General features: G+C 72.5%; 15 protein-coding genes. 8 read left to right on the top strand and 7 right to left on the bottom strand.

The window, feature by feature from the left end; translation table 11 throughout:
- Positions 1–36: 36 nt before the first annotated feature.
- On the bottom strand, positions 37–198 hold the full coding sequence (locus tag HS045_RS05510; RefSeq protein WP_196450053.1) for a hypothetical protein: 162 nt from the start codon (positions 196–198) through the stop codon (positions 37–39).
- Positions 199–325: 127 nt separating this feature from the next.
- On the opposite strand from HS045_RS05510, the gene HS045_RS05505 reads away from it, so the two are divergent.
- The gene (locus tag HS045_RS05505) at positions 326–859 is read left to right on the top strand and encodes a hypothetical protein (RefSeq protein WP_196450052.1); all 534 of its coding nucleotides are present in this window, start codon (positions 326–328) and stop codon (positions 857–859) included.
- A gap of 233 nt (positions 860–1,092) precedes the next feature.
- On the opposite strand, the gene HS045_RS05500 is transcribed toward HS045_RS05505, so the two are convergent.
- Positions 1,093–2,238, bottom strand: coding sequence for an acyl-CoA dehydrogenase family protein (locus tag HS045_RS05500; protein ID WP_196450051.1), 1,146 nt, complete (start codon positions 2,236–2,238; stop codon positions 1,093–1,095).
- Positions 2,239–2,470: 232 nt separating this feature from the next.
- On the opposite strand from HS045_RS05500, the gene HS045_RS05495 reads away from it, so the two are divergent.
- Positions 2,471–3,979: a hypothetical protein gene (locus HS045_RS05495; protein ID WP_196450050.1), complete on the top strand. Its 1,509-nt coding sequence runs from the start codon at positions 2,471–2,473 to the stop codon at positions 3,977–3,979.
- A gap of 2 nt (positions 3,980–3,981) precedes the next feature.
- Positions 3,982–4,962, top strand: coding sequence for a class F sortase (locus HS045_RS05490; RefSeq protein ID WP_196450049.1), 981 nt, complete (start codon positions 3,982–3,984; stop codon positions 4,960–4,962).
- A gap of 9 nt (positions 4,963–4,971) precedes the next feature.
- Here the strand turns inward: HS045_RS05490 and HS045_RS05485 are convergent, their stop codons facing one another.
- Positions 4,972–5,424, bottom strand: coding sequence for a hypothetical protein (locus HS045_RS05485; protein WP_196450048.1), 453 nt, complete (start codon positions 5,422–5,424; stop codon positions 4,972–4,974).
- 393 nt (positions 5,425–5,817) lie between these two features.
- Between HS045_RS05485 and HS045_RS05480 the strand changes: the two genes are divergently transcribed.
- The 4 genes from HS045_RS05480 to HS045_RS05465 all read left to right on the top strand — a co-directional run bounded on the left by HS045_RS05480 (position 5,818) and on the right by HS045_RS05465 (position 10,833).
- A complete protein-coding gene (locus HS045_RS05480; protein WP_196450047.1) occupies positions 5,818–6,723 on the top strand; it encodes a hypothetical protein in 906 nt (301 codons plus the stop codon).
- Positions 6,724–6,736: 13 nt separating this feature from the next.
- Positions 6,737–7,693, top strand: a complete 957-nt coding sequence (locus tag HS045_RS05475) for a class F sortase (protein ID WP_196450046.1) — start codon at positions 6,737–6,739, stop codon at positions 7,691–7,693.
- Positions 7,690–9,444: a DUF2079 domain-containing protein gene (locus tag HS045_RS05470; RefSeq protein ID WP_196450045.1), complete on the top strand. Its 1,755-nt coding sequence runs from the start codon at positions 7,690–7,692 to the stop codon at positions 9,442–9,444. The genes HS045_RS05475 and HS045_RS05470 overlap by 4 nt, the downstream gene beginning before the upstream one ends.
- 243 nt (positions 9,445–9,687) lie before the next feature.
- Positions 9,688–10,833 carry an acetyl-CoA C-acetyltransferase gene (locus HS045_RS05465; protein WP_196450044.1) on the top strand — a complete coding sequence of 382 codons (1,146 nt, stop codon included), beginning with the start codon at positions 9,688–9,690 and terminating at the stop codon, positions 10,831–10,833.
- A gap of 87 nt (positions 10,834–10,920) precedes the next feature.
- Here the strand turns inward: HS045_RS05465 and HS045_RS05460 are convergent, their stop codons facing one another.
- From HS045_RS05460 to HS045_RS05450, 3 genes are all read right to left on the bottom strand, one after another.
- Entirely contained in the window at positions 10,921–11,085 is a 165-nt protein-coding gene (locus HS045_RS05460) for a hypothetical protein (protein WP_196450043.1), read from the bottom strand.
- Positions 11,086–11,461: 376 nt separating this feature from the next.
- Entirely contained in the window at positions 11,462–13,339 is a 1,878-nt protein-coding gene (locus HS045_RS05455; protein ID WP_196450042.1) for an acyl-CoA dehydrogenase family protein, read from the bottom strand.
- 105 nt (positions 13,340–13,444) lie between these two features.
- Entirely contained in the window at positions 13,445–14,155 is a 711-nt protein-coding gene (locus HS045_RS05450; RefSeq protein WP_307827389.1) for a methyltransferase, read from the bottom strand.
- Between the two features lie 425 nt (positions 14,156–14,580).
- On the opposite strand from HS045_RS05450, the gene HS045_RS05445 reads away from it, so the two are divergent.
- Entirely contained in the window at positions 14,581–16,650 is a 2,070-nt protein-coding gene (locus tag HS045_RS05445; RefSeq protein WP_196450040.1) for a LuxR family transcriptional regulator, read from the top strand.
- Here HS045_RS05445 and HS045_RS05440 read toward each other — a convergent pair.
- On the bottom strand, positions 16,635–17,681 hold the full coding sequence (locus HS045_RS05440; protein WP_196450039.1) for an adenosine deaminase: 1,047 nt from the start codon (positions 17,679–17,681) through the stop codon (positions 16,635–16,637). The two genes, HS045_RS05445 and HS045_RS05440, sit on opposite strands and share 16 nt — an antisense overlap.

Raw genomic sequence — 17,681 nt, 5'->3', positions numbered from 1 at the left:
GCGGTTCGTTCCCGGCGCGGCCCGGCGCATCGTCCGTCAGCGCATGGTCTGGCCCCAGACGGCGAGCATCACGATGATGAACACGATCATGACGCCCGCGTAGGCGAGGGGACCGAGCCGCAGTGCCCGGCGCACCCGGTTCAGTCCCCAGGCGAACAGGAACGCCAGGAAGACCAGCAGGATCAGTCCGCTGTCCATCGTCACCGCCTCGGGGGAGTCTCGCTGACCAGTATGCGCCGTCCGGCCGCGGGGTGCGGAGGTTCCGCGCGGGCCTCCGTACGCTGCGGGTGCGTACGGCGCGGCGGTTCGTGGCAGGGTGGCCGTCGTGAACAGAACGTCGAAGACAACGCGTGTCCTGCTGGCGGCGGCGTTCGCCGTCTGCCTCTCCGCCTGCACGGGGGAGGGCGGCTCGGACCCGTCCGCCGCCCCGGGGGCGCCCTCCGCCTCGGGATCCGCTCCGCAGGCGGCGTCTCCCGCCGCCTCCACCCCGGCCCCGCCTCCGGAGACGGCCCCGGAGACGGCCGAGGCGTCGCCTCCGGCGTCCTCGCCGTCGGCGCCGGCGAGCCCGGACATCCCCGGCGGCAGAGGCCTCGACGAGGATGTGCAGGGTCAGGTCACCATGAAGGGGGCGGATTCCATCCTGATCGCGGGGGACGACGCCGGCGACCGCACCGCGCAGCTCCTGCCGTACACCGAGGTGCTCGACGTGCAGGGCGGCGTCTGCGACGAGGGGGCGATCCCGCACCGGTGCAGCGTGGACCAGCTGAAGAAGGCGCTCAAGGCGGACGTCTCGCTGTACGCCAAGGTGACGATCAAGGACGGGGTGGCGGTGAGGATCGAGGAGCTCGTCAGGAACTGAGGCTCCGGCCGCCGACCACGCCCGCACCGGGAGGCATTCCGTCGTGCGGGCGTGGGCGCGGGGCGGGCGTGGCCGGTGACCGGCGTCGCGGCCCGGAGGGGCCGAAGAGGCCCGACGAGAGGGCTGAAAGCGGTCAGAAGTGGTCGGCAGCGGTCGGCAGCGGTCGGCGGCGGGCAGAAACGGCCGGCAGCGGTCGGCGGCGGGCAGAAACGGCCGGCAGCGGTCGGCGGCGGTCAGAAGCCGAAGGAGCGGCCGATGATCTCCTTCATGATCTCGGTGGTCCCGCCGTAGATCGTCTGGACGCGGCTGTCGATCCAGGCCTTGGCGACGGGGTACTCCATCATGTAGCCGTAGCCGCCGTGCAGCTGGAGGCAGCGGTCGATGACCTTGGTCTGCAGCTCGGTGGTCCACCACTTGGCCTTGGCGGCGTCCACGACGGTGAGCCGCCCCGCGTTGAGGGCGAGGATGCACTTGTCCAGGTAGTGCCGGGCGATCTCCACCTCGGTGTCCAGCTCGGCCAGCACGAACCGGGTGTTCTGGAAGGTGCCGATGCTGCGCCCAAAGGCCTGGCGGTTCTTGCAGTAGTCGATGGTCGCCTTGAGCACGGTCTCGGCGGCGGCCACCGCCGCGACGGCGATCGACAGGCGCTCCTGCGGCAGGTTGCCCATGAGCTGGAAGAAGCCCTGGCCCTCCTGGTCGCCGAGCAGGTTGGCGGCGGGGACGCGGACGTTGTCGAAGGACAGCTCGGCGGTGTCCTGGGCGTGCATGCCGATCTTGTCCAGGTTGCGGCCCCGGGTGAAGCCCTCCATGCCGCGCTCGACGACCAGCAGCGAGATGCCCCGGGCGCCCGCGGCCGGGTCGGTCTTGGCGACGGCCACCACCAGGTCGGAGTTGATGCCGTTGGTGATGAAGGTCTTGGAACCGTTGAGGACGTAGTGGTCGCCGTCGCGCACGGCGGTGGTCCGCACGCCCTGCAGGTCGCTGCCGGCCCCCGGCTCGGTCATCGCGACGGCGGTGATCAGCTCGCCGCTCGCGAACCCGGGCAGCCACCGGCCCTTCTGCTCGTCGCTGGTCAGGTCGACGAAGTACGGGGCCATGACGTCGTTGTGGAGGGAGAAGCCGAGGCCCGACGCGCCGACCCGGGTGATCTCCTCCACGATCACCGCGTTGTAGCGGAAGTCCTTGATGCCCGCCCCGCCGAACTCCTCCGGCACGCCGAAGCCGAACATCCCGACCTCGCCGGCCTTCTTCCATACCTCGCGGGGGACGATGCCGTCCTTCTCCCACCGGTCGTGGTGGGGCACGACCTCCCGGGCCAGGAACTCGCGCACGGTCTCCCGGAAGAGGTCGTGCTCCTCCTCGAAGAGGTCTCGCTGCATGGACTGCCTCCTTAGGGTCTCCGCGGAACAGAATACGATTCTGTTACCTGGAGGTACAGGAGATCGGGGCGCCGGGTTCGCCGGATGGAACGTTCAGAGATCACAACTGCGCCACAGTGCCCCTGGAGTCTCCCCGAACCTCCTGCGGGGTGCGGCCGTATACCAGTACGATCCGGACCGGTTGTGATGAAATGACCACTTCTGTGTCCAGGTTTTACGAGCGGAGTGACCAGTGGCGCGGTGGACGACAGGACTCCGTACGGCGGTCGCGGTCCCGATGCTGGGCCTGCTGAGCGGCGCGCTGGTCGTGCTGTCCTCCGGCACGGCCTCCGCGAACAACGCCGAGTTCGTCATCGATTACAAGTGCACCGGGGGAATGGCCAGGGAGGGCGCGGTGCGCCTGCAGACCAAGCTGTCGATCCCCACGGTGCTGTCGGTCGGTGACCCGCTGAGCATCGGATGGAACCTCGCGTACACCGGAGGCACGACCAAGTTCAGCACCCCGCAGGGCGCCGCCTCCGGAGGAAAGGTCACGGTTACCGGCAACGTGCAGCTCTCCGGCGCCTGGCAGGGCATCCTCCAACCGGTCGGGAGCGCCGACCAGTCGGACGACGTCCTGGAACTTCCGGAGACGATCTCCGACGCCGCGCAGACCACCCGGGCGGCGAAGGTCGTCCTTGTACCGGAGCGGTTGTTCGTCGACTACACGCCGCCTGCGGGCGAGAGGATGGTCAACGACGACGATTCGGCGGTGAAGTACGGCGGGGTGGCCGGATGGGACGACCTGAGCGACCAACCGCCGCACCACAACGACTATCAGCGGGACGTCCACCGTACGAAGAATGAGGGCGACAGCGCCTTCATGCAGTTCTCCGGCACCGGCATCGACTACATCGCCCGGCGCGACAAGGACGCGGGCAAGGTCTGGTTCAAGATCGATGGCAAGGCGGCCACGCCGGCCTCCGTCGACGCGTCGAAGGAGGAGAACGGGGAGCAGACGAACTCCTCCACCCAGGGCGGGCAGACCCTCTGGAGCTTCCGCGGTCTCAGCTACGGTCCGCACACCATCGAGATCATGGACGACGGCGGTGATGGCAAGTGGACCCAGTTGGACGCCTTCCGGGTCGTCACGGAGGAACTGGCGGGTCCGCCGCACTGGTACCGCTCCGTATGCAGGCTCGTCAGCAAGCCGGTGGCGGTGGAGGTCACCATCGGTGAGGCTGGCACGACGATGTCGCCGACCCCCACGATGACCGGCTCGCCGACCCCCACGATGACCGGCTCGCCGACCTCGACCCCCACGTCCACACCGACCTCCACGCCGACGTCCACCGGCACCAGGGTTCCGCCGACGTGCACTCCCGGCCCCACCACGTCGGCCACGGGCAGTCCTTTGTCCACCCCCTCGTCCACTCCGACGCCCACCTGCGTCACGCCTACCTCCGGAGGAACCGGTCCGACCCCGGGGACGAGCAAGAGTGCCTCGTCCTCCACCTCCGCCAAGGCCACCACGCCCAAGCCGACCACGACCGCCACCGTCACCGTCACGCCGACCCGGGCGACGCCCACCACCCCCCAGGTCGTGGTGACGCCGCAGGGCGGCGCGGACACGGGCGGCCGGCCCGGTGAACGTTCCGGGCTGGGCCTCGTCGGAGCCGGGTCGGCCATGCTCTTCGGCGGGATGCTGGGCGGCGTGGTGCTCGTCCGGCGCCGGGCGGGGCACGCGCGGGGCGGAGAGTAGGCATGGGCGCCGGAACGCATCCGGAGTCGCCGCAGGAGGGGCCCGGCCCCCTTCCGGAGAACGGTTCCGCCTATCCGGGTGTCGGCTCCGCCCATCCGGGCGGTGCTTCCGCCCATCCGGGCGGTGCTTCCGGCTATTCGGGCGGTGGCTCCGGCTACCCGGGCGGTGGCCCTGTCCCCCCGGGAGGCGCGCCCGCGGCCGGCGGGGGCAGGAGGTGGCTGCTCCCCTCCCTCCTGGTCGCCGGGTCGCTGGGCGGGGTGGCGATGGTCATGGCCGGGCTGCTGGCCTACCTGGCCCCGCTCTCCGAGGAGGAGATGTACGGGCCTCCGGTGCCCCAGGCGGCGGCGCAGAACCAGCCGCCGCCCGTCCAGCCGCAGGACCAGGGCGCGGCGGGGGCACCCGCCGAGGTGGGACCGGGCGGGCTGGAGACGCCGCTGACGGCCGCCGCGCCCACGGCCGCGCCGCCGCTGCCCGTCGTGATGCCGCCGGAGCCGCTCACGAGCGAGGGGGCGACCCCGCGCAGGATCGCCATCCCCAAGATCGGTGTGCTGTCGTCGCTGATGACGCTCGGGATCGACAAGAGGCAGCGGGTCCAGACCCCTCCGCTGACCAGGCTCCACCAGGCGGGCTGGTACAAGCACGGTCCCGTCCCCGGCCAGCAGGGGCCCGCGGTCGTCCTCGGCCACGTCAACGGCAACGGCAAGGCCGGGGTCTTCGTCCGGCTGAAGGAACTCCGGCGCGGAGACAAGATCAAGGTCTCGCGTTCGGACGGGGCCGTGGCGGAGTTCACCGTCGACGGGGTCGAGCAGGTCAGCAAGCAGGCCTTCCCGTCGAAGCGGGTCTACGGCAACACCGGTGAGGCGACCCTGCGCCTGATCACCTGCGGCGGCGTGCTCAACCAGAAGACCGGCCACTACACCGACAACATCATCGTCTACGCGACCCTCTCGGCCACCGGCAAGGCCAGGGCAGCCTCCCGCTGACCCGGGCGTTCACACCGTGACGAGACGTACGTCTTGCGCGTCGAGTGCCTTCAGACAGGCGGCCATGTCCTCGGGGTCGCTGGTGAGCACCACGGCACTGCCGTGACGTGCGGCGGTCAGTGCCACCAGGGCGTCGACCGCGTCCGGACGCTTCTTCGGCGGTAGTCCGGCCCTGCCGAGAGCGCCTCCGATCCGCTGCCAGTCGGCGAGGTCCGGTGCGGTCGTGCACATCAGGCAGGTGGGCTGCCCCGCCGCTGCCGGGCGGAGCGCCGGAGCGGAACCCCGTGCCTGGGGAACGGTGCAGTCACGTAGCGAGGCGGCGATGGCGTGAACCAGAGTCGGAGCCGGACGCCAGACCTGAGTCAGGACGGGACCCAGCACGACCGCACGGTGCGGTGCGGCCTTGAGACCGTCGTGCAGTCGCACGGCCTTGGCCTTGCGGTCGGCGAGAGCGATCAACATCCCCGTGTCGTAGACAATGATCAAAAGTGTGGAGTCGGGTGGCTCCGGTCTTCCTGCCGCCGCATGCCGTGCGGCTCGGGCCCCTCACGCCCGGGCATCCCCGCAGTCTCCACGCCCTGAGACGACCGACCCGTCCGCGCCGTCATGCACGGCCGCTTCCGCTCTCCCTGCCACGGCGTCGCCTCCTGCGGAGGAGCTTCGTCGACCATTTGAGGATCGTCCAGCGGACGGTGAGAAGGGGGAGGTCTGGGACGCGGGAGAATTTTTGCCCGTTTTGCCGAGATGTTTCCGCTTGCCGGTCGGTCTCCATAAGATCTATGACACGACTTGACCATCGGTGGGCATCCCGGGCGACCGCCCCACCGCGCAACCTCATCCAACCGGGGAGAGACCGTGCTGAAGTCCAAGACGCGCAGGCGCGTCGCGGTCAAGACGGCCGCCATCGGCGCAGTGGGCGCCGGTGTCCTCTTCGGAGCCGTCCCGGCGATCGCGTCGATGGCGGCGGCTCCCAAGCCGGTCACCTACAACTGCGAGCCGCAGACCGGGGGAGCCTCCAGCCCCTACAAGTTCCAGATGGACCTGACCGGCCCGCTGGCGCCGACGCCGAACGGCCCGGTCGTCGCGACCTGGAAGATCGGCCAGCCCATCGCCCCCGAGCCGAGCCTGCTCGCCCCGTCGGCCATCGCCGCCACCGAGCGCCTCGTGGTCGAGGCGGAGGCACTGGTCACCGGCTCGCCGCTGCCCACGCAGAGCGCGGCCGTCTTCGCCACGGTCTCGGCCGCCCCGGCGGCGGTGCCCCAGGGCGGCCCGCTGACGCCTCCCCCCGTGCTCATCACGATGACGCCGACGGCCACCGGCGTCATCGGGGTCCAGCCCAGCTCCTTCATCCTGGCGGTGACCTCGGCCGGCGGCACCGGGACCCTCAACGACCTCTACGAGTGCACGCCCGCGTCCCCGGCCGAGGTCACCGCCGCCGGGCTGCTGATCACGGTGAAGCCCTCCGGCGCCGGCACCGGTACGGGCACCCCGACGGCGACGCCCACCGCCACGGCCACGACGCCGAAGCCGACGATCACCGTCACCACCACCATCACGCCGGAGCCCACGAAGAGCACCAAGACCGTCAAGAGCCCCAAGACACGGCAGATCGAGGAGACGCCCGAGGGCGCGGCGTCCACGGGCGGCGGCGGCGAGGCCGGTCCGGACGCCCGCATGATCATGTTGAGCGGGGCGCTGATGGTCGCGGCGGCCGGCGCCGGCGGGCTGGTGCTGCGGCGCCGTACCGCGCAGCGGGGCTGACCGGGGTGGCCGGATGACCACGCCCCCTCCGGACGGCCGGCGGCCGGGGCCCGCCCCGCAGGGCGGAGGACCGCGACGGCCCGCGCAGCCGTACGGGCATCCCGACCAGGGCCGCCCGCCGTACGGGCATTCCGACCAGGGCCGCCTCCCTCCGGGGCATGGCCGGGCGGGCCACCTCCCCCCGGGGTACGGCCGGGCGGGCGGTCTCCCTCTGGGGTACGGCGATCCGGGTCATCCGCCGCCCGGGTACGGCGAGCCGTACGTCGACCCCGCCGGGGGGCGGGTGCTGCGGTCGGTGCTGATCCTGGCCGGGATCGCCGGGGTGGTCACGGTGCTCGTGGGGATGATCCTCATGGTCTCCGCGCCCGAGCAGTACGGCCTCGCCGACGAGCGGACCACGCTGCCGCCGCGGGTGCAGCCGAGCGCCGCCGGAGCGGAGCAGTACTTCCAGGCCGCCCCGACCGTGCCGCCGCCGCAGCCGAGCCTGCCCGCGGCCCCGCCGCTGCAGCCGTCGACCCCGCTCCGCCTGGTCATCCCGAAGCTCGGCGTCAGCGCGCCGATCGAGTCCGTCGGGCTCGACCGGCGGGGGGCGATCGAGGTGCCGCCGGTGAGCGACCCCAACCTCGTCGGCTGGTACCGCTCGGGCCCCACCGCGGGGGAGGCGGGTCCGGCGATCATGCTGGGGCACAAGGACACCCGGAGGGGGAGCGCGGTCTTCAGCCGCCTCCACGAGATCCGCAACGGCGACGTCATCGAGGTGCACCGCCAGGACGGCCTGATCGCGGTGTTCACCGTGGGCGGGCTGGAGCAGGCGGAGAAGTCGGTCTTCCCGACGCAGCGGGTGTACGGCGAGTCGGCCGTGCCGCAACTGCACCTGATCACCTGCGGCGGGACCTACGACCGCGCGACCGGCCACTACACCGACAACGTGATCGCCTACGCGACGATGACGGGAACCCGCCGGACATGAGCGCGGACACCGTCCCCGGGCGCGGGGGGAGCGGCGAAGGGGAGAGCGGAGAGGCCGGGGGGGCCGGTACGGCGGCGGCGGAGGCCGGGGGAACCGGTACCGCGGCGGCGGAGCCGGCCTCCGGCGGTGCCGGGCTCAGGGGGCGCGTCGCCGGAGTCGCCGCCGGAGCCCTGGAGCGCGCCGACGGGTTCGTGCAGCGGCGGGTCCACCCCCTGGTGCTGGGCGCGACGGTGCTGCTGGCCGCCTACGCCTACGCCGTACTCGGGCTGGTCAAGCTGGCCACCTTCCGGAGCAGCATCTTCGACCTGGTCATCTTCGACCAGGCGGTGCGCGGCTACGCCGGCTTCGGGCCCCCGACGGCGCCCGCGGTGGGCGTGAACCACGGCCTGGGCATGGACTTCCTCCAGCTCGCCGACCACTTCTCGCCGATCCTCGCCGTCCTGGCTCCGCTGTACTGGATCCACGACGGGCCGCAGACCCTGATCATCGCCCAGGCCGTCCTGCTCGCACTGGCCGCGGTCCCCGTCTGGCACTACGCCGCGCGCCGCCTGGGCCCGGTCCCCGCCCACCTGGTCGCGGTGGCCTACGCGCTCTCGTGGCCGGTCGCGCAGACCGCCGGGTTCGACTTCCACGAGGTGGCCTTCGTCCCGCTGCTGAGCGCGATCATGATCGAGCGCTTCGACGCGGGCCGCCGGGGCGTGGCGGTCCTGGCCGCGCTGGGCCTGCTGCTGGTCAAGGAGGACATGGGCCTGCTCGTCGCGGGCTTCGGCCTCTACCTGCTCGTCACACGGCGCAGGCTGGAGGGGACCGCGTTCGTCCTGCTCGCGCTCGCGGCGCTGGTGACGGTCCGCGGTGTCCTGATGCCGCTGGCGGGTTCGGGCGAGACGGGCTTCCACTGGGCCTACGGCCGGTGGGGGGCGACCGCGGGCGAGGCCGTGGCCGGGATGGCGCGCGACCCGCTGGGGACGCTGTGGCAGTTCGTCAGCCCGGAGATCAAGGTCGACACCCTGGCCTTCCTCCTCTGGCCGGTGCTGCTGACCGCGCTGCTCTCGCCGCTCACCTTGATGGCGGTTCCGATGATCGCCGAACGCTTCCTGGGCGACCGGTCGCAGTGGTGGGGGCCGGACCACCACTACAACGCCTTCATCGTGGCGGTCCTGCTGTGCGCGGGCGTGGACGGGGTGGACCGGCTGGGACGGCGCCTGCGGGCCGGGCACGCCGGGCGGGGCGTCGACCGGAGCACCGACCGGAGCACCGACCGCGGCGCGGACGGGCCGGAGGTGGCGGACGGGCCGGAGGTGGCGGACGGGCCGGAGGGGCCGGGCCGGGACGCGGAGCGCGTCGAAGGCCGGGACGCGGGACACGCGGTGGGCCGTCACTGGGCGGTCGCCGTCTGCGTGATCGCCATCACGCTGATCCCGCGCTTCGCGCTCGGCAACCTGGTCGAGTGGTCCTTCTACGCGGGCGATCCGCACGTCGCGGCGGCCCGGCAGGCGGTGGCCGTGGTGCCGGACGGGGTGGTCGTCGAAGCCGTCAACCACGTCGGGCCGGCGCTCAGCTCGCGGACGACCGTGCTGTTGTGGGGGCCCGACCCCCGCGGCGCGCCGTGGATCGTGGCCGACGTGGACCGCTGGTCCTTCCCGTTCGGAGCCCACGACCTCCAGCGGCAGCGGGTCGACGAGGCGCTGCGCGGCGGTTACCGCACGGTCTTCGAAAGGGACGGCTACATCGTGCTGCACCGTCCGTCCTGATCCGGCGCCGGGCCGTGCCGTTCCGGCGCCGGGCCGGGCCGGGCCGTTCCGGCGTCCACGCCCGCCGATCACCAGAGGTCTCCGGAAGGGTCTCCGACCCGGGAGGGAGGGCTCCTCCGCCGGGCCGGTTCTCCCGCCACGCCCTTCCGGGGACTCCCGGGCGGGCGCGGGCGGAGGTTCTGAGGTAACCTCCTACTGACAGAATGATGCTCGGTTTCATTGGGACGGGACCCAGGAGGCACTGTGGCAGAGGCGTACATCGTCGGGGCGGTCCGTACCCCGGTCGGCAAGAAGAAGGGCGGGCTGTCCACCGTCCACCCCACCGACCTGGCCGCGCACACCCTCAAGGCGCTGATCGACCGCACGGGCGTCGACCCGTCCGCGGTCGAGGACGTGATCATGGGATGCGTGATGCAGTTCGGTCCGCAGAGCATGGACATCGCCCGTAACGCGTGGCTCTCGGCGGGCCTGCCGGAGAGCGTCCCCGGCGTCACCATCGACCGCCAGTGCGGCTCCTCCCAGCAGTCGATCCACTTCGCGGCCCAGGGCGTGCTCTCCGGCACCCAGGACCTCGTGATCGCCGCCGGGGTGGAGTCGATGAGCATCGTCCCCATGGGGGCGAGCATCACGGCCGCGCTGGAGAAGGGCATGCCCTTCCCGTTCGGCGACGGCTGGGTCGAGCGGTACGGCAAGCAGGAGATCTCCCAGTTCCGCGGCGCGGAGCTGATGTGCGAGAAGTGGGACCTGTCGCGCGAGGAGCTCGACCGGTACGCCTACGAGAGCCACCAGCGGGCGGTCAAGGCCGTCGCCAACGGCTACTTCAAGGACCAGATCGCCCCGGTCGGCGGCGTCGAGGACGACGAGGGCCCGCGCCCCGACTCCACCCTGGAGAAGCTGGCCGGGCTGAAGACCCTGCGCGAGGGCGGCCGGATCACCGCGGCCACCTCCTCGCAGGTCTCCGACGGCTCCGGCGCGCTGCTGATCGCCTCCGAGCAGGCGGTCCGCGACCACGGCCTGACCCCGCGCGCCCGCATCGTCACGCTGGCGCTCACCGGAGACGACCCGGTCTACATGCTGACCGCGCCCATCCCCGCCACGCGCAAGGCGCTGACGCGGTCGGGCCTGTCCATCGACGACATCGACGTCACCGAGATCAACGAGGCGTTCGCCCCGGTCCCGCTGGCCTGGCTCAAGGAGATCGGGGCCGATCCGGCCAAGGTCAACCCGAACGGCGGCGCGATCGCCCTGGGCCACCCGCTCGGGGGCACCGGCGCGATCCTGATGACCAAGCTGCTCCACGAACTGGAGCGCACCGGCGGCCGGTACGGCCTGCAGACGATGTGCGAGGGCGGCGGCCAGGCCAACGTCACCATCATCGAGCGCCTGTAGGGGCGTGTCCGCCCGCGCCGTACGGCGCGGGCGGACACGAGAGGGCGCCGCGGTCCCCTGGTGGGAGGGACCGCGGCGCCCTCCCCTTCAGCGGCCGCCCTTGCCGGGGATCCGGCGCGGCTGCTGGGTCGGCCTCACCGGCAGGTGCGGTCTGGGCATCTGCCGGGGCACTGGCGGCATGGCGGGCGGGGTCCGCCCGGGGAGCGGGGTGCGGGTCTTGCCGGAACGCTTGGCGGTCATGCGAATTCGCATAGGGAAATCTCCTTCGAAGACGGTGACGACGCGGCGCCGCGAGGGGCCGTGCCGGAAACTCAGCTGCCGCGTCAGGACTACGGGGCCAGAGGGCTGAGTGCGGGCGGATCAGTCAGTGGCTGATCGACGCCGGCTTCTTAGGAGAAAATCCACATGACGATGACGGTACGCGCCCGGACGGGGTCGGTGCAAGCCATTTAATTTCCCCTCGTTCCGGTTGATTCCAGACATGCGTCGGTATCCGCCGGACCCGTGCCGCCGTCGGGGGACGACGGCGCGGACCGACGGCGCGGACCGACGGCACGGGCGGCGTCAGTGGACCGGTCGGCGGAGGACGGGCGGCGTCAGTGGACCGGTCGGCGGAGGACGGGCGGCGTCAGTGGACCGGTCGGCGGAGGTCCTCGGCGGCCGAGGCGCCGGGTTCGGCCGCGGAGATCCAGGGCCCGTCGACGGAGGCGTCCAGGACGCCCTCCTCCGCGAACGTGTAGCGGCCCTTCAGCAGGTACCTGGCCAGCCGCGCGTCGCCGGAGTCGGTGTTGTCCCAGAGGCGGTCGAAGAGCGCCTCGGCGCGCAGCCGCGCCTGGCGGCAGAAGGTGTCGGCCAGCTCGGCGGGACGCCGACCCAGCTCGGCCGCCTCCTCGCGGGCCCGCACGCAGACCGCGGTCATCGCGAACAGTTCGGCGCCGATGTCCACGATCCGGCCCAGGAACCCCTGACGGTGCTCCAGCCGGCCCTGCCAGCGGGACATGCCGTAGAAGGTGGAGCGGGCGAGCCGGCGGCCGGTCCGCTCAACGTAGCGCAGGTGCGCCGCCAGGGGACCGAACTCGGCGTAGGAGCCGGGCCGGTTCCCCGCCCCGGCGATCAGGGTGGGCAGCCAGCGGGCGTAGAACCCGCCGGCGCGGGCGGCGGCGCGGGCCCGGTCGCGCGGCGCCGCGGCGGGGTCGACCAGTTCGCCGGCGACCGACAGGTGCGCGTCCACCGCCTCGCGGGCGATCAGCAGGTGCATGATCTCTGTGCTGCCTTCGAAGATCCTGTTGATCCGCACGTCCCGCAGGAGCTGCTCGGCCGGGACCCCGCGCTCGCCCCGGGCGGCCAGCGACTCCGCGGTCTCGTAGCCCCGGCCGCCGCGCAGCTGGACCAGCTCGTCGGCGACCTTCCAGACCAGCTCCGAGGCGTACAGCTTGGCGAGCGCGGCCTCGATCCTGATGTCGTTGCTCTCGTCGTCGGCCAGCCGGCAGGTCAGGTCCATCACCGCCTCCAGGGCGTAGGCCGTGCCGGCGACGAAGGCGAGCTTGCCCGCGACCGCCTCGTGCTCGCCGATCGGGCGCCCCCACTGGACGCGTTCGGCGGCCCACTCCCGGGCGATCTTCAGCGCCCACTTGGCGTTGCCCGCGCAGACGGCGGGCAGCGAGAGCCGCCCGGTGTTCAGCGTGGTCAGGGCGATCTTCAGACCCTGGCCCTCGCGGCCGATCAGGTTGGCGGCGGGGACGCGGACCCGGTGGAAGCGGGTGACGCCGTTCTCGATGCCGCGCAGGCCCATGAAGGAGTTGCGCCGCTCGACGGTGATCCCGGGGCTGTCGGCCTCGACGACGAAGGCGGAGATCTTCGACCCGGTGCGGGCCATCACCACCAGCAGGTCCGCCACGACGCCGTTGGTGGTCCACAGCTTCACGCCGTCGATCACGTAGTCGTCGCCGTCCCGGACGGCGGTGGTCGCCAGCCGCGCGGGGTCGGAGCCGACGTCGGGCTCGGTGAGCAGGAAGGCGGAGATCGCGCCCTTGGCGCACCGGGGCAGGAAGGCGCGCTTCTGCTCCTCGCTGCCGAACAGCTTCAGCGGCTGCGGCACCCCGATCGACTGGTGCGCGGAGAGCAGGGTGCCGAGCGCCGGGCAGTACGAGCCGGTGAGCATCAGGGCGCGGCCGTAGTAGAGGTACGGCAGGCCCAGCCCGCCGTACTCCCGCTTGATGGTGATGCCGAACGCGCCGAGGTCGGCCAGGCCCTTGACGACCTCGTCGGGCACCTGCGCGGTCCGCTCGATCAGCGCGGGGTCGACCCTGGTCTCCAGGAACCCGCGCAGGGCGCGCAGGAAGTCCTCGCCCCGGCGGATCTCGGTCTCCGGCAGCGCCGGGGCGGGATGGACGAGGTCGAGGCGGAAGTCGCCCAGGAACAGCTGCCGGCCGAAGCTGGGCCGGGTCCACTCCTTCTCGCGGGCCTGCTCGGCCACCGCACGTGCCTTGGCGTAATCGGTCGTCATCGTGACCTCCTCGGACGCGGATGCCTCCGACGCTACGCCGGGGCGACAGGCCCGGGAAGGCACGACCGGCCGGGGCGCCGCCCCGCGGGCGGTCCGGCGGCCGCGCTACTGCGGTACGCGGGCCACACAGAAGACGGTCTGCCCGAAGGGAGGCCGGACGAACCGCTCGATGAAGCGGGTGGCGGGGACGACCGTGCGGTCGTAGATCTTCACCAGCCGGGGGTCGGGGTAGCCGACGCCGCCGCGGCGCACGGCGGCCCACCAGGCGATGCCGCCGAGGAAGTTGATCGGCTTGAGCACGTCGATGTCGAGGCCGGCCTTCGTGACCGTGCTGCGCAGGGTGGCGGGGGTGTAGCGGGTGACGTGGCCGACCTTGCGGTCGAAGTCCCCGTAGAGCTGCATGTAGCCGGGGACCCAGATGACGATCCGGCCGCCGGGCAGGGTGACGGCGGCGAGCGAGCGCAGGGCCTCGACGTCCTCTTCGATGTGCTCCAGGACGTTCATCAGGACGACCGTGTCGACCTTCTCCCCGATGGGGATCTCGGTCGGCAGGCCGAACTGCAGCACGTCGATGTCGTCGCGCCCGGTGAAGCGCTTCTTGAGCTGCTCCACGCAGTAGGGGTCGAAGTCGCTGACCACCAGCCGGTCCAGGCGGGGCAGGAACTGCTCGGCGAAGTGGCCGAGGCCGGAGCCGATCTCCAGCATGGAGCGGCCCACGTGCGGGGCGACCATGTCGAACTCGTACTGCCGGTAGTTCCTGGCCTCGTCCCCGCCGAGGTGGTTCTCCAGGGCCTCGTCGCCGGCCGCGGGTTGCACTACGCGGTCATACCCAGACATGCGGTTCCGTCCAGCTCGCAGAAAACCGCGGCACGGAGCCACGGATACGGACAGCCAGAGTCTAGTAGTCGTTCCCCTCGGCCGACTCCCCAAACTCCCCGAAGGGGACATCCGGCGGTCCCGGCGGAGGGGGCGCGGAGGAGCGGTGCGCGAGGCCGGCGGTCCCGCCCTCGGCTGCATCGATCTTCAAGGTTCCCCTTTTGTGTCATTTATGGGCATTTGGTCGGCATTGGTATTTAAATGCGGGCAACAATGAATATTGTCGACGCCCGGGAGAAGATTCAATTCCGCAATGGAGGGCTGATTTCCTCCGGGGGGGAAAATCTCCACCCTGAAACGGTTTCATATACGGCCCGTGACCTTGACCGGATGTTATTCCTGGTACGCGGAAGGAGCTGGAATCGATGGAACCGAACCCGTGGTGGCGTGGGAACCTCCCTGCGGAGACGAGCAGTTTCGTCGGCCGCGAGACCGAGGTGAGGGAGCTGGTGAAGCTCCTGGCCGAGGCGCCGCTGGTCACGGTCACCGGCGCCGAGGGCGTCGGCAAGTCACGGATCGCCGTCAGGGCGGCCGAGGAGTGCCGGGACGCCTATCTGGACGGGGTGTGGCTGGTCGAGCTCTCCGGCGAGCGCAACGGCGACCTGCTCGCCCACACGGTCGCGGCCGTCCTCGGGTTCCGCGAGGAGTCCACCCGCTCCCAGTCCGAGGTGCTGGTGGAGTTCCTGGCGGGCAAGCGGCTCCTGCTCCTGCTGGACACCTGCGAGCACCTCCTGCCCGCCTGCCGCGAGCTCCTCACCCGCGTCCTGGCCCGCGCCCCCGGCGTGCGGATCATCGCCACCTCCCGCCGGCCCCTCGGCCTGGACGGCGAGACCCTGCTGCCCGTCGAGCCGTTCCGCACGCCCGACCCCGCCGCCGCGGAGGCCGGAGGAGCACCGGGAGGACTGCGGGACGACGACGCGCTCCGGCTCTTCCTCGACCGGGCCGGCACGGCCGCGCCCGGCCTGACCCTGGACGGGGCGGGGCTGAAGGCCGCCGCCCGGATCTGCCGGCGGCTGGACGGCATCCCCCTCGCCGTCGAGCTGGCCGCGGGGCAGCTGCGGAACACATCGGTGGAGCGGTTCGCCGAGCGGCTGGACGGCCGCTTCGCCGCGCTCTCGGCCAACCGGGCCCTGGTCTCCCGGAGCCAGACGCTGCGCACCGCGGTCGGCTGGACCCACGAACTCTGCACGCCCGCCGAACGCCTGCTCTGGGCGCGTCTGTCGGTCTTCGCCGGGAGCTTCGACGCCGAGGCGGCCGACCGGGTCTGCGGTGACGGGCGGCTGACCGGCGTGCCGGACCTGCTGGCCGTCCTGGTGGACAAGTCGCTGCTGATCAGGGTCCCCGGCGGCTACCGCCAGCTCGACACCATCAGGGAGTACGGCAGGGAGCAGCTCGTCCGGCTCGGCGAGGAGGACCTGCTGGCCGAGCGGCACCGCTGCCACTACCTCGACCTGGCCCGCCGGGCCGACGCCGGCTGGTACGGCCCCGATCAGGAGGCGTGGGCCCGGCGGCTCAACTTCGCGATCACCAACTTCCGCGTCGTCCTCGACTCCCGCTCCCCCTCCGGGGCGGGCACCTCCGCCGAGCTCGCCGGGGCGCTCTGGATCCTCTGGTTCTGCCTGGGCCGTCTGCGCGAGGGCCGCTACTACATGCGGCGGGCGATCGCGGCCACCTCCCCCGCCGACCCGGGCCTGCCCAAGCTCCTGTGGGCCGACGGCTGCGTGGCCATGGCCCAGGGCGACCTGGAGTCCGGCCGCCGCCGCGCCGAGACCGCGCTGGCCGCGGCCCTGCGGTGGGGCGACTACGAGGCCGCGGGGCACGCACGGCTCCGCCTGGCCGTCCGCTCGCTCTGCGTCGGCGCCCTCGAAGAGGTGGAGCCGGGCGTCGAGCTCGTCCTCGAGTACTTCCGGAAGGCCCAGACCATGACCGTGAGCGAGCCGCTCGCCCTGGTGACCGCAGCCATGGCGGCCACGTGGCGCGGTGACTTCGCCAAGGCCATCACCGTGCTGCAGGAGGTGCAGCGCCTCTGCGACGACCGCGGTGAGCGCTGGGCCCGCGCCACCGGCGACTACGTGCTCTCCATCGCCCAACTCGGCCTCGGCCGGGTGGAGGAGGCCGAGCTGGCCGCCCGCCAGTCGCTCGCCGCCAAGTGGCGCCTGCGGGACACCACCGGCGTGGCGCTGGCCCTCGACCAGCTGGCGGTCATCGCCGCCGTCCAGGGCGACGGCTACCGTACGGCCCGGCTCCAGGGGTCCGGCATGCGGTTGTGGGCCGCGTTCGGGTTGCGCGGGTTCGGCTCGGAGAGCATGTCCGAGCCGCGGACCGTCGCCGAGCGCACCGCCCGCCAGCTGCTCGGCGACGACGCCTACGACACGGTCTTCGCCGAGGGCCACGACGACGACCCCGACTCCGCGGTGGCCTACGCCCTCGACTGATCGCCGGGCTGGTCGCCAGGTGCGGCCAGCCAGGCGTCCACCTTGTGCAGCAGCTCCTTGCGCACCTGCTCGGGGGCGGCCGAGGCCCGAATCGACTGCCGGGCCAGCTCCGCCACCTCCGCGTCGCGGAAGCCGTACACCCGTCGGGCCAGCTCGTACTGGGCCAGCAGCCGGGAGCCGAACAGCAGGGGGTCGTCGGCGCCCAGCGCGATCGGCACCCCGGCGTCGAACAGCCGCCGCAGCGGCACGTCCTCGGCCCGCTCGGTCACTCCCAGCCCGACGTTCGACGTCGGGCAGACCTCGCAGGCGATCTGCCGGTCGGCGAGCCGCTCCATCAGCCGCGGCGACTCCGTCGCCCGGATGCCGTGCCCCACCCGGTCGGCGCCCAGGTCGTCCACGCACTCGGCCACGCTCGCCGCGCCCAGCAGCTCCCCGCCGTGCGGCACGGCCATCAGCCCGGCCCGCCGGGCGATCCGGAACGCCCCGTCGAAGTCGCGGGCCCGGCCCCGCCGCTCGTCGTTGGAGAGCCCGAACCCGACGACCCCCCGGTCCAGGTACCGGGCGGCGAGGCGGGCGAGCGTCTTGGCGTCCAGCGGGTGCCGGGTCCGGTTGGCGGCGACCACCACCGCGATCCCGATCCCGGCGTGCGCGGCGGCCCGGTGCACGGCGTCGAGCATCAGCTCCATGGTGGCGGTGAGCCCGCCGAACCGGTGGGCGTATCCGGACGGGTCCACCTGGATCTCCAGCCACGCCGAGCCCTCGGCCGCCTCGTCCTCGGCGGTCTCCCGCACCAGCCGGTAGATGTCCTCCGGACGCCGCAGGGCCGAGCGCGCGATGTCGTAGAGGCGCTGGAACCGGAACCAGCCCCGCTCGTCGGTGGCCCGCAGCTTCGGCGGCCAGTCCTGCACCAGGGCGTCCGGGAGGTGCAGCCCGTGCTCGCGCGCGAGCTCGATCAGGGTGGTGTGCCGCATGGAGCCGGTGAAGTGCAGGTGCAGGTGGGCCTTGGGCAGGGCGCTGAGCGGACGTGGCAT

It is taken from the genome of Planomonospora sp. ID82291 (assembly GCF_015711645.1).
Lineage (GTDB): Bacteria > Actinomycetota > Actinomycetes > Streptosporangiales > Streptosporangiaceae > Planomonospora.
This window is presented reverse-complemented; position numbering and strand designations above follow the sequence as displayed.